This is a genomic window from Terriglobia bacterium, assembly GCA_020073185.1.
Classification (GTDB): Bacteria; Acidobacteriota; Terriglobia; order Terriglobales; family Acidobacteriaceae; genus JAIQGF01.
Genome location: JAIQFT010000031.1, coordinates 1 through 12,596, shown reverse-complemented (window position 1 = coordinate 12,596; position 12,596 = coordinate 1). Strand labels below are relative to the sequence as shown.

The window sequence follows — 12,596 nt, the reverse complement described above, 5'->3', positions numbered from 1 at the left end:
TCCACCTCTCACCGGTCAGGATTCCTGACAATGCGCCTTGGCCGATTCAAGGGGTGAATAGTGTCCCAGCAGTTCGGTCAGGTCATGCAAACAAATCGGCTTCGTGATGTAGTCATCCATGCCGGCCTCAAGACAGCGTTCTCTGTCACCCACCATGGCGTGAGCGGTCATGGCAACGACGGGCAGGTGATTTCCAGACGATTTCTCTTTCTCCCGAATCGCCGCTGTTGCCGCGAAGCCGTCCATCTCGGGCATCTGGACGTCCATAAGCACCAGGTCAAACGAGTCCTTTTCCAGGGCCGCCAGCGCTTCCTTGCCGTTTCCAACCATTGTCACTCTATGCCCGCGCTTCTCCAGTAGCCGGACTGCGAGTGTCTGGTTTATCGCGTTATCCTCCGCCAACAAGACACGCAAGGGAATGCTATTCTCGCGAAGAGAATGGCGCGTAACCAGCGCAGGCGAAGCATCTTTTTGTGGTCGCGTCCCCAACGTGGTCAAAACAGCGTCCAATAGGTCTGCCTGTTGAAAGGGCTTGGTCAGATAGGCAGCGATGCCTAGTTCACGGCAGCGTTTGGCGTCTCCAGGCTGGCCGACGGAACTCAACATCATGATGATGGACGCTCTCCATTCCGGGTTCTTCTTAATCGACTCCGTCAGTGCGAATCCGTCCATTTCTGGCATTTGCGCGTCGACAAGAATGAGCGGAAAATTTCTTCCTGAACCTTGCGTCTCTTGCAAGGCGGATATCGCCTTGGTTCCGCTTTCCACGGCCAGAGGCTTTGTATTCCAATCGGTGAGCATTTTTAGCAAGATATGCCGGCTTGCCGCGTTGTCATCCACGACCAGCACCGGCATGTCACGCAAGATCCCCGGATCCTTCCGGAGTATGGTTTTCGCAGGCGCTTTCTGCAGTCCGAAGCGCGCCGTGAAATGGAAATCACTGCCCTTGTGCAGTTCGCTTTCTACCCAGATTCGTCCGTGCATCAGTCCGACGAGGCGGGACGCAATGGTGAGACCTAGTCCCGTGCCGCCATAAGTGCGACTCATGGATCCGTCGGCTTGCGTAAAGGCCTGAAAGATTGCCGATTGCCTTTCGGGAGATATTCCGATGCCCGTATCCGAAATCGTGAAATGGAGTTGGACATCGTCATTAGCCCGCCGATCTGCCTGGACGCGAAGAACCACGTCGCCCCTCTCGGTGAACTTAATCGCGTTGCCGACCAAATTTACAATGATCTGCCGTAACCGCCCCGGATCCCCCCGCAGGTAGTCTGCAACGTCGGGTGCGACGTCGTAGGCAAGTTCCAAGCGCTTCTGATGTGCGCGGAGACTTAGCGTTTTCATGGTGTCGCCAATGGTGTCTCCAAGTTTAAAGTCAATCGTCTCGATCTCCAGCTTGCCCGCTTCAATCTTGGAGTAATCCAGGATGTCATCGATGAGGGAAAGCAAGGAGTCGGCAGAGGACTTGGCCATGTTTAGGTACTCGCGTTGTTCGGAGTCCAGTTCGGTATCGAGAACCAGCTCCGTCATTCCCATGATTCCATTCATGGGCGTCCGGATTTCGTGACTCATGTTGGCGAGGAATTCGCTCTTCGCCCGGCTGGAGGCTTCCGCTGCCTCCTTCGCGTGCTGCATTGCCTCTTCCGCCCGTTTGCGAACGGATATGTCTTGATAGATGCTCAGCGAGCCGACCCTCTGGCCTTTCACGACCAGGGGGACGGCGTGAACTTCAACGTCTATCAGGCTCCCGTCTTTTCTCCTGCGCCGGGTGGCCAGATTGACCAGGGTTCCGCCAAGTGTCCCCTGAGGAATAGTGCGGGCTTGCAAGAACGAGTCACCGTCGGCGAGCAGCTCATGCGCTGGTTTCCCGATCAGTTCCTGTCGCGTCCAATGGAACAGGCGCTCAAATGCTGGATTGCACAATTGGACCTTTTCCGCGGGGTCCAGCACCATAATGGCGAGCGGGCTGGTTTCGATGAGAGCATTGAGATAGGAAGTCCGCTCTTCGACTCGAATTTCAAGTTCATCGTGCGCTTTCTGTAAGGCGACATCCCGGCTCTGGATGCGGTCGAGCATGCTGTTGAACTGGTCAAACAAACCCCCGATTTCGTCCTGGCTTCTCTTAATCGCGCGGATGGAATAGTTTTTCTCTGCGGAGACCGCCGATGCTGTCTTTGCTAACTCCTGAATCGGCTCCGAAATCACCCGTTGCAACCGGTGCGACAGCATAAAAGCGACCGCCAGCGAACCCAGTAATACGAGGGCATCAATCAACATGAACCGCCGTAATCGCTCCTCCATGTCTGTCAGGTCTGCTTCGATGTAGATCGAGCCGATGGATTCGCCACTCAAGCCTATGTTCTGGGACACGACGATGCGCTGTGCGGCCACCGCGCTTGGTTCGCCTTGGGCGGTAGCAGGACAGGACCCGGGTTCACTCGCGGCCCGGCTATACTTCGCGAAGACTTTGCCATTTGCGTCGTAAATGCAGGCATGGATGACGTGCGGTCTGGCCTGCAGGGCACTTAGGGTCTCTTGTGCCGACCTCGCATCGCGAAAGGTAAGCGCGGCGGTGCTGTTCGATCCGATCATTTTCGCGGAAGTAATCAGGTCTCTTGTCTTCACACGGAGGAAAGTGGTCCGATCATAGATGGTGAATGCGGCCGATGCCACGAACAAGGCTACGCCGCAGGAGACTAGAACCATGCCTTGCAGCTTGTGACGGATGGAAAAGTCTCGGTACGAACGCATGTCAAGTCTCCTTGAGATGAGGTTAATTGGGGACAATTCGTGCCAGCGCGAGCAGTTTGGAACTGATACTCAAGCGGGCCTTTCGAACCGCATCCACGTTGACTGCGAAGCGCAGCTTGTTGTCTTCCAAAAAGAATTGGATCGCGCCGCCGCGCTCCGCAAAACCATCGCTTTCCCCGACTACCAGCGCACTCGTGCCCCTGAGGCTGTTTAATATCTCGGATAGATACTTGTCCTCTCGCTCACTTACGAAAACAAGCTGACATGACCTCAAGTCCGGCAGTTCATTGATCCGCCTCGCCAGCACCTCGCGGCTGTTGATTGTCTTTCCCTGTAGGATCTCGTCGAGGGCGTTGCCAAAGGGGTCGTCCCGGAACACGCAGATAAGGATGGGAGCTTTGTCGCTCTTAAAAGCGTCCGAGGGCCACTCGACGAATTTTGGAAAGTTATAGAGAAAGGCGGCCTTGAGTCGATACTCGACCGTCGGACTTGCTTGGGCCCGCATGAAAGGTGCGCCAGGCAAGGTCAGGAAGGCCACCAAGCCCAGCGCGTAGAGGTTCACGCCGTAGAGGGCCGCCGGCAGTGATCTGGACCGAATTGCCTTCTGCAGCAAGCTGCTTCGCGATCGCATCGACTGGGTCAACGTCTTTCCATGGTGGTCAAAATTGCCAAGTAAACTTCGCATGGAAACTGCGCTTGATCTGGCTGGAGAACTCGGTTTGATCAACGCTGTTAGCTTCCAGGTGGCGATCTTTCAAGAGGTTCTGGCCAACGAAGCTAACAGCCAGGTTCTCGGATGCCCGCCAGGTGATCCCGGTATCGAGGCGGGTGTAGGAGGGAACCTGTTGTGCCGGAAGGCGGCCGACGAAATAGACGGAAGCATCCCATTCGACCCCCCGAGGCAGAGCCAGATGTGAGCGTAGTTGGGCCTGGTTGTGCGGGCTGCTCCCCTCTCCGGCTGCGGCCGAGCTCGTGTCGTGACTCGCAGGATTGGTGTGCAGGTGAATCCGTTCGAACGCATACCCGGGGCTCAGTGTCCAGCTATCCGTAAGCTTCCAATTCATCGCCATCTCGATCCCATGCGCTTCACCGCGCATCTGGTTCGCGAAGACCAGAGGCACGTTCAGATGCGGTGGTTGAGGATTCAATTCCACGAACGGAGCCCCTGCTTCGAAGGTGGTGAGATTCCCATACCGGTGATAGAAGATGGAGAAGTCCAACGACATGGTGGTGCGCAGTTGAGCCCGATGGCCCGCTTCAAAAGCGTCCAGGTTCTCGGTCACCGTATCAGGACTACCCAGGACGGTCGTTAGGACGGGAAGGCCGCCCGGTCCGGGAAACGCCGCGAGACTAAAACGTACCGCTCTGTCGGCAGGCGAGGGCGTGCGTCGAGCTCTGCAATATCCAGCCCACAACATAGCTTTCCTGGTGACATTCCAAGCAAGCCGCGCACTCGGCTGGAATTCAAACCCGCTAAAGTCATTGTGCTCGAGCTTGGCGCCGATCGTGAAGTACAAACTGTCTGGTTTCAGCGTGATCTCATCTTGCACGAAGGATTTGAAAAGTTGGCGGCCTTGCGAAGCCGGGTTGAAGGAGGCAGTCACACTCCCGGTCGTGTCATACGAAAAGTAGCGATAGCCCACGCCCCAAACAAAATCCTGGCGATTTCCCCAGCCGACATGGTGCTGAAAATCGATGTCAAAGGTATCGACGCCCTCTTCCTCAATGAAGCGATCGCGCTTGGCACGGTCAAAATGGAGCTGCACGCTTGTATGTGACTTCGGAGAAAGGGTGTGGTTCCAACGCCCTAGTACGTTTCCGCCGGCCAAGCTGGTCGACGAGGCTAGCGTCTCACCAAAAGGGGGCGTGAGCCCAACGGTTTTGATGGATGCTCCTTCGCTACCTTCATACAGGTCTCCCTGCACGGTTAAGGAATCTTTCTCGGAGAGAGTCGAATCAACCCGGAATCCTCCGTGCAACAGGTCGAATCCGTCATGCCCGTCCTGGCCCGAGAGAGAAAGTAGTGAGTTGTAATCAAATCCCTTCACGTAAAGTCGATAGCTTGTTGCCCGACCTACTTTCCCCCCGTATTGGGCACCTCCAAAAACAGGCTCGTGCGTTCCACCGCCGTAAGTCACCAGGCCTCCTTGGGTCCTTTCGGCAGTTTTTGTAATGACGTTGATGACGCCATTGACTGCATTCGCGCCCCAGACCGTCGCCCCGGGCCCGCGGATGACCTCGATGCGGTCGATATCTTCCAACGGCACATCCTGGACGTCCCAGTACACTCCGGCAAACAGCGGCGAATAAACCGTGCGCCCGTCGATCAAGACCAGTAGCTTGTTGGCAAATTGAGAGTTGAGACCGCGTGAGCTGATCGCCCAGGTGCTTCCGTTGATTTGCGCCACGTCAAGTCCGGGAACAATGCGCAGCACATCTGGGATGTTGGTGGCCCCGGAACGCCGAATATCATCCTGAGTAATGACGAAAAGTGAGGATGCGATTCGCCACAGCTTTTGCTCTTTCTTCGAGACGGAAGTCACCTCAATGTTCATCAGGTCTTCGATGCTCTTATTCCCCAGGTCCCTTATCGTGTCTTGCGGCCAGGCAGGAATCGTCATCAGAACAGCGACCGCCAAGCCAACATGGCGTCGCCTTAAAACCTTGCGGAGTTTGGACTTGAGCGATGCGGGCGCGGTACGGCGTGCGCCATGGGCCAATCCCGGTCGAAGCCTCATTCTTCTTTCTCCAAGACGGAACAACTCGACGCCCGGTGGATCCTCCACCAGCAACCGTCGCCAAAGTTCGGATGAGCAACAGGGACGCCGACATCGCCAATCCCTGCTGTTTCATCTACCCCATCTGAATTCGCGTCGGTGCGGAAATGTGCCCTCTGCAGAGAATCGTTGTCTCGTATTGGAGCTAGGCCCGTTTTGACACGCCTGGGTGCCTCGCGGCGTCTCAATATGAGATTTCCACAATTGTTCCGCGTGGAACAGTTGTGGAAATCTTTTCTCCGCCACCGCGCCACGCAGCGGTCCTTCTTTTGAACACGTTTCAAATGGTTTTCCACAATTGTTCCACGTGGAACAGTTGTGGATCGCCATTTCGCAATTGCTTTACGCTCAAGCCAAGGGGTACCCTTTATCTCGCGAGCTCTCCGCCATACCCATGGGACGTATCATCGCCGTTGCCAACCAGAAAGGTGGCGTGGGTAAGACAACCACCGCCATCAACTTGGCCGCATCCTTCGCCGCAGCCGAGGTGGAGACGCTCATCGTGGACTGCGACCCGCAGTCCAACACCACCAGCGGCCTAGGCTTTGCTCGCGATCCAGATCGCACCAATACGTATCACTTGCTGACCGGCGCCGCCGCGCTCGACGCCGCCATCCAGCCCACCGAACTGGAGCAGCTCTGGCTGGTACCATCCAATAGGAACCTGACCGGCGCCAACCTGGAGCTGGTGGAGATGGACCGCCGGGAGTACCGGCTGCGCGAAGCGCTCGACGGCGTCCGCGGCCGGTATCGCTTCGTGGTGCTGGACTGCCCGCCGGCGCTGGACCTGCTGACGCTCAACGCCCTGGTAGCCGCCGACACCGTCCTGATTCCCATGCAGGCGGAGTACTTCGCTCTGGAGGGCGTGAGCGAGTTGCTGGACACCATCGCGCGTATCCGTGAGAGCCTGAACCCGGCGCTGGAGGTTGAAGGCGTAGTGCTCACCATGTACGACGAGCGCACCAATCTGGCGCAGCAGGTGGCGGCGGAGCTGAGGAAGTTTTTTGGTGAGAAGCTGTGCGCAACCACCGTGCCGCGGAACGTCCGTCTGGCGGAGGCGCCTAGCCACGGCAAGCCGGCGCTGTTGTACGACGTGCGCTCGCGCGGCGCAGAGGCATACATCCGTCTGGCCAAGGAGGTCATGGCGCGCGGAGCTAGTTGCGAGCCAGTCGTCAGTGCCGAGCGGGTGGAGGCGGATCCGGCAAAGGCTTAACCGCTAAGGAAGCAAGGGACTGACGCTAGAGAGTCAAAAATGATCCAAGAGAAAAAGAGAGCGCTGGGCAGGGGATTGGAGTCGCTGATCCCGGCGGCGAGGCCGACGGCGCCGACACTGGCCCCGGCATCAGCTTTGCCGCCGCCGGGGATGGCAGCCGGCACGCAGACCGACGGCGGCGGCGAGCATGTGCAGGAGATCAGGCTGGAGGAGATCGAGGGAAGCCCGTACCAGCCGCGAAGACGGCAGGACGAGACGGCGCTGCAGGAACTGGCGCAGTCCATCCGGGCGCAGGGCGTGCTGCAACCTATCGTATTACGATATAATTCTCCTGTCGACGGTCGACGGTCGACGGCCGACGGCCCAGTGGCGGGGACCGCGCTCGAGGGCGAGCGCGCTTCGGCAATTCCTAATACGGGTGAAGGCACACAGGCGTGGGCGCCCTTCGACGAGCTCAGGGCAGGATATGTGCGACACGAAGCAATCGCGGGCGCGGGCTTCGGCGCCCCATTGCCGGTCAAGTACCAGCTCATTGCGGGGGAGCGGAGGTGGCTGGCCTCGAAGCTGGCGGGGCGGACGACGGTGCCGGCGATCGTGCGCCAGGTGTCCAACGAGCAGGCCATGGAGTTGGCGCTGATCGAGAACCTGCAGCGCGAGGACCTCGACTGCCTGGAGATGGCGTACGCATTCGAACGGCTGAGCCGCGAGTTTGCCCTGACGCAGGAGGAAATGTCGAAACGGACCGGCAAGGATCGCGGGACGATCGCCAACCTGTTGCGGCTGCTGAAGTTGCCGCCGGAGATACGGACGGCCCTGGCGCGACGCGAGCTGAGCTTTGGGCACGCGAAAGAGTTGATGTCGATCGACGATCCGACAGTGATGACGGCGGCGGCGCAGAAGGTGATTCGCGAGAACATGTCGGTGCGCCAGACCGAGATGCTGGTAAACCATCTGGCGTACCTGGGCCCGGTGAGTGAAGGGGACTGGAAGGAGCGTCAGAAACAGCCGGAAGACCCGAACGTGCGCGCGGCGCGGATGGAGTTGGAGAGCAGGCTGGGGTGCCGCGTGAAGATCCAGGATAAGAACGGGAAGGGAAAGGTAGTGATCGAGTACAAGTCGCTGGAGGACTTTGACCGGATCGTGGAGGCGTTGGGTAAGTAGTGTCAGTTTCGAGTTTCAGCTTCAGTTGGCGCGGCGGGGGCCGCGCCTTTGCTGTTTCTGGTCCACTTTGGGGTTCTGAGGTGCGTTCCCGCAGGAGGCGGCACGGCAGAATGTAGTTTTGTTCCACACGTTGACGAGCGTGATTCGTGACGAGGGTGGTGCGGGGCCACCTGCGTCACTTCCTCGGCCACCACCCCGTACTGCCGCGTCTGCGTCTCGTCGAGTTCAGCCTTGTAATAAAGAGCCACCGGCCGCAGCTTCATCAGCAGGTCGCTCTCCCCGCCCAGGTCGACGATCTCGTGCTTGAACGGCCGAGCGACACGCGCTTGAACAGGAGCGGAAACACGAGGAACGGGCTGGCCGGAAATGGCAAAGGAAGCGTACGACCGTCCCAGCGTTCTGGAACGGGAATAGCGTCAAAACGGGAGAAGCGATTCAAAAGCGACGCCCACAGTCCGGGTGCGAGGGCTGCGGTCAGCGATGCCCACGATGCCACCGACACGAAGCAGGCGGGGCAGCAAGGCGACGGTTGTCGGCTGCGCTGCCCCGAGACCCCTCCAGGAGCATGAGCGATTCGAGTCAAATGGCTTGACTTGTGGTGCGACTCGGATACCGTATTGGTTATCCGCAGAAATCAGACCGCAAGAACGCCAAGGGAGTCTCCGCCGAATGTTCCTGAGCGCTGGTGACAGAAGAGACAGGGTGTCCTCCGCTGGGGCGAACCGCCGGTTAGTCCTTGTGTCCATTCTGATCTTCACCGGCCACGCCTCGGGCCAGGTTGTGGCTGGCAAGAACGCAGTGGGGCAGTCTCGCGCGGTGGTGCATTACGCCGAGGTCGCGCGCCGGCAGGCCGCATTACCGCATAGCGAGCCCGCTGCACCGATATCGATTGAGGAAGGCGAGCCTCCGGCTCCATTCCCAGTCCCGCCGGAAGTCGCCGCGGCTGCCGCGGCGAAAGCCAAGTTCGCGCCGCGGCTCGCGCTGCAAGCCTCCGCCGCACAGGCGCCTTCTCCCGCGCCGAGCGTCAGCTTTGCCGGCCTGCGGGGTATGAGCTTCGACGGTTATTGGTGGATACCCGCCGATACCCAGGCAGCCGTGGGGCCCAATCACCTCATGGTCACGCTCAATAATGGTGTGCTGATTCAAACGCGGACAGGAAGCACCGCCAAACCAGGCATAGGATTGAGCGCTTTCTGGGGCAGGTCTCCGGACAACGGGAACTACGCTATCGATCCTCGCGTGCTTTACGACCCGTTCCTCGATCGCTGGATTTTCGTATCTATCGCGGCGTTGTACAAGACGAATTCAGTTTTGTACATCGCGATGTCGCAAACAAACGATCCCACCGGGACTTGGACGACGTACAGCTTCCCCGCCGATCAGACCGCGTTCGGGAACTCCACCACGCCGACGCTTTGGGGCGACTTCCCTTCGGTGGGCTTCAATAAGACTTGGGTAGTGGTGACGCTGAACATGTATACCATCTCAACCAACACTTACAGCAAGGGCACGATCTTCGCCTTTGACATCAACGGGTTGATGACCGGGGCCAGCACCTTGCACGCGGCTGTGTTCGATGACACGAACGGCGGGTTCACGCTGTCTCCCGCTGTCACCTTGGATAACAATCTCACCACCATGTACCTGGTCCAACGCTGGAATGGGAACTCCAGCGGCAGCGGATATCTGCGCATCAACACCATTACCGGTGCGGTGGGAAGCGAGAGCTACACGAAGGGGCCGTTTGCCTCCACGCCTAATCCGTGGGCCATGGCTCCCCCCACCGACAACTTTGCGCCGCAGCTCAATAGCGATGCCAATCATTTAATCGACAGCGACGACGACCGCATGCACGACGTGGTCTATCGCAACGGATCGCTGTGGGCGGTACAAACGGTATTCCTGCCGGCGACCGGCGTCACGCGGTCCGCGATTCAGTGGTGGCAGCTTTCAACCACGGGAACGGTGCAGCAGGTCGGGCGCATCGACGACTCGACGGCGGTGAATTTCTACGCTTATCCATCCATAGCGGTGAACCGGCAGAACGACGTATTGCTGGGCTTCTCGCATTTTTCGGCGTCCATTTTTGCCGAGGCAGCGTATGCGTTCGCGCCTTTTAATACCGGCATCAATGCCGTTCAGCCGCCCTTTACGTACAAAACCGGGGAAGCCTTCTACTATGTTCTCCTGGGCACGCGCAACCGTTGGGGCGACTACAGTGCGACCCGAGTGGACCCAGTGAATGATCTGGACTTCTGGACACTGCAGGAATACGCCTCGTCGATCAATTTGTGCGCAACATGCACCGGCGGTTGGGGCACGTGGTGGGCGAACCTCGCGGTGCCGACAGCCAAGAAGCGCTTGTTCCAGGTGACCAGCGACTGAGGAGGCTCACTGCGTGTTTCTGAGCGTTTCAGGTGTGAAATCCGGCGCGCAAACGTTGGTCTTGGCGATGTCTTGCGGGGCGGTGTTGCTCCTGAACGGCGACCTGCGCGGACAGGAGAAAGCAACGGTCAGCGTGCCTCGGCTGGTGAGCAGGTCGGTAATGAATTTTAGCGAGCTGGCGGCGCAAGAGGCGCGCCGACCGGTGCTACCGCGGCCGTGGCGCGCGACCCGCCAGATTGAGGAAGCTCCACCGCAACAGGTGCCGCCGAGTGCGGTGCGACCCTTGGCGCAAGCGCCAACTCTGGGCACTTCGCCGGGGGCTAGCGCGCCGCGACCCCTGGTGGTGTCGCCAAGCCCGACGATGAACTTCCAGGGAATGTCGGACGACGGAACCACCATCCCGCCCGATACCGATGGCGCAGTCGGCCCCAACCATATTGTCGTAGCGCTCAACGAAGGCGTGCTGATCCAGCGACGCGACGGCACCAACATCAGCCGGGTACTGCCGGAAACATTTTGGGGTGTGCCCTCAGGCGCCGATGTGTTCGATCCGAGAGTTTTTTACGATCCGTACGGCAATCGCTGGCTGACCTCGGCGGCTTGCTGCTCCGATACCCCAGACTCCAAGGTGTATGTGGCGGTCAGCGCCACCAGCGACCCGACCGGAATGTGGTACCGGTTCTTCTACGCCGCCGACAGCAATCACACGAACTCGGTTTGGGCCGACTTTCCGTCTCTCGGTTTCAACAGTACTTGGGTTTCGGTTACCTTTAATCAGATTCCGATAGGCAGCAACACCAGCAGCGGGGCGACGGTGTTCTACTTTTCCAAGGCAGACCTGTACAGCAACGCGCCAACAATTTACGCCAAAACCGCCACGGCGACGGGCGGCACGCTGGTGCCGGCGGTGACGTACGACGACAGCCTAACCACGCTGTACTACGTGAATAACTGGAATGGAAATTCTGGAGGCCGTGGGTACATAGCGGTATCGGCTTTGACGGGCACTCCCGGGTCCGAATCGATTGTCTTCGCCACAACGCCGTTGGTGTCCGTTCCTTTTCCGTGGGACTTCCACTCCGTGGATGCTCCGCAGCAGGGAACGACATTGAAAGTCGACAACGGTGATACCCGGATGCTGAGCGTGGTGTATAGAAACGGATCGATATGGGCTGCTCAAAACGTGTTTCTGCCTGTGGTCAACCCGAGCGCGCCGACCCATACCGCGGCGCAGTGGTGGCAGTTCCTACCAAACGGAACGGTGCAGCAATTCGGCCGGGTGGAGGACACCACCGCGGCCTTCTTCTACGCGTATCCGAGCCTGGCGGTGAACAAGCAGAACGACGTCTTGCTGGGGTTCACCTGCTTCGCCGCCACCATCTACCCCAGCGCCTGCTATTCGTTCCACGCTGCCGGTGACGCCGCCGGCTCGATGCGGGACCCGGTGAATTACCACAACGGCGACTCGTTTTATTACATCATCGACCCGAACAATCTGAACCGCTGGGGCGATTACAGCTCCACGGTCGTGGATCCGTTGAATGACACCGATTTCTGGACTTTGCAGGAGTATGCGGCCGCGCCGACGTTCCCCAAGCACCCACCGCAGTCGCCGAACGGCGATGCGTGGGGCACGTGGTGGGCGAACCTAATGGTCACGTCGACTAAGAAACGCCTGGTCCAGGTGACTAGCGACTGAGGCAGCGATCAGTTCAGTTGCGTCCTGATGACCACGGTCACGCGGTGGGCCGCTCCGCCGGCAGTCACCATCGAGAAATCCAGGACATCGTTGACATTCAGAACATTTTGGCCGGCGACAAAACTGGTGGAAGTGACGCCGGTGGTCGAACAAGTCAGGTCCGGCGCAAGGATATTGGCGGCAGAACCGGTGTTGCGCTGAATGTTGATGACAGGTGCGCCGGTGTCAGAGTAACAAGTGACCGACTGAAACGTCATGGCGCCGACTACGTTCACGTAAATGGTTTTCTGATCGTCCGTGTCCGCCAGCACGCCGCAGGTGTCACAGCCGGCCAGAAAGGTGATGCCGCGCGTGCGCGCCGCGCCTCCCGCGCCAGCCCCGGTGGACTGCACCGATCCGTCGGGGAACCTGAACCCGCCGGTGGTGCTCTCCACTACGCCGGCCACGCTCAGCTTGTTCGCGGGAGCAGCTACGCCGACACCGACGTTGCCCGTTGGCGCTATGAAGAACGACTTGGTGGCGACGGCGCTATTGCTTTCGTAGCGCAGAAAACCAAAGTTGTCAGGAAAAAACGCCGATTGCTGCAACTCCCAGAAGCTGTTGGGCAGCG

Annotated in this window: 9 protein-coding genes; 4 read left to right on the top strand and 5 right to left on the bottom strand. The window is 59.2% G+C overall.

All coding sequences use genetic code 11. The annotated features are described in order from the left end of the window. Window positions 1-15: 15 nt before the first annotated feature. From LAN64_12455 to LAN64_12445, 3 genes are read right to left on the bottom strand one after another with little or no spacing between them, the layout of a single operon-like run. Window positions 16-2,751, bottom strand: a complete 2,736-nt coding sequence (locus LAN64_12455) for a response regulator (GenBank protein MBZ5568651.1) — start codon at window positions 2,749-2,751, stop codon at window positions 16-18. A gap of 22 nt (window positions 2,752-2,773) precedes the next feature. Further along, complete coding sequence (locus LAN64_12450; protein ID MBZ5568650.1) at window positions 2,774-3,364, bottom strand: YfiR family protein; 591 nt, start codon at window positions 3,362-3,364, stop codon at window positions 2,774-2,776. A gap of 46 nt (window positions 3,365-3,410) precedes the next feature. Continuing rightward, entirely contained in the window at window positions 3,411-5,489 is a 2,079-nt protein-coding gene (locus LAN64_12445; protein ID MBZ5568649.1) for a TonB-dependent receptor, read from the bottom strand. Window positions 5,490-5,922: 433 nt separating this feature from the next. Here LAN64_12445 and LAN64_12440 point away from each other — a divergent pair, with 433 nt between their 5' ends. Continuing rightward, window positions 5,923-6,741 carry a ParA family protein gene (locus tag LAN64_12440; GenBank protein MBZ5568648.1) on the top strand — a complete coding sequence of 273 codons (819 nt, stop codon included), beginning with the start codon at window positions 5,923-5,925 and terminating at the stop codon, window positions 6,739-6,741. A gap of 261 nt (window positions 6,742-7,002) precedes the next feature. Continuing rightward, window positions 7,003-7,902 (top strand): ParB/RepB/Spo0J family partition protein, encoded by a 900-nt coding sequence (locus tag LAN64_12435; protein MBZ5568647.1) that lies wholly within the window; start codon window positions 7,003-7,005, stop codon window positions 7,900-7,902. 2 nt (window positions 7,903-7,904) lie between these two features. Here LAN64_12435 and LAN64_12430 read toward each other — a convergent pair whose 3' ends face one another. Further along, on the bottom strand, window positions 7,905-8,165 hold the full coding sequence (locus LAN64_12430; protein ID MBZ5568646.1) for a hypothetical protein: 261 nt from the start codon (window positions 8,163-8,165) through the stop codon (window positions 7,905-7,907). A gap of 475 nt (window positions 8,166-8,640) precedes the next feature. Between LAN64_12430 and LAN64_12425 the strand changes: the two genes are divergently transcribed. Then, window positions 8,641-10,287 carry a hypothetical protein gene (locus LAN64_12425; GenBank protein MBZ5568645.1) on the top strand — a complete coding sequence of 549 codons (1,647 nt, stop codon included), beginning with the start codon at window positions 8,641-8,643 and terminating at the stop codon, window positions 10,285-10,287. Between the two features lie 13 nt (window positions 10,288-10,300). Then, window positions 10,301-11,986 carry a hypothetical protein gene (locus LAN64_12420; GenBank protein MBZ5568644.1) on the top strand — a complete coding sequence of 562 codons (1,686 nt, stop codon included), beginning with the start codon at window positions 10,301-10,303 and terminating at the stop codon, window positions 11,984-11,986. 8 nt (window positions 11,987-11,994) lie between these two features. Here the strand turns inward: LAN64_12420 and LAN64_12415 are convergent. Then, a partial coding sequence (locus LAN64_12415; GenBank protein ID MBZ5568643.1) for a hypothetical protein occupies window positions 11,995-12,596 on the bottom strand: 602 nt, incomplete at its 5' end.

What these genes read in the sequence shown, in the direction of transcription:
- LAN64_12430 (MBZ5568646.1), bottom strand. Translation starts at nt 8,165, where the DNA reads ATGAAGCTGCGGCCGGTGGCTCTTTATTACAAGGCTGAACTCGACGAG.
- LAN64_12445 (MBZ5568649.1), bottom strand. Translation starts at nt 5,489, where the DNA reads ATGAGGCTTCGACCGGGATTGGCCCATGGCGCACGCCGTACCGCGCCC.
- LAN64_12455 (MBZ5568651.1), bottom strand. Translation starts at nt 2,751, where the DNA reads ATGCGTTCGTACCGAGACTTTTCCATCCGTCACAAGCTGCAAGGCATG.
- LAN64_12440 (MBZ5568648.1), top strand. Translation starts at nt 5,923, where the DNA reads ATGGGACGTATCATCGCCGTTGCCAACCAGAAAGGTGGCGTGGGTAAG.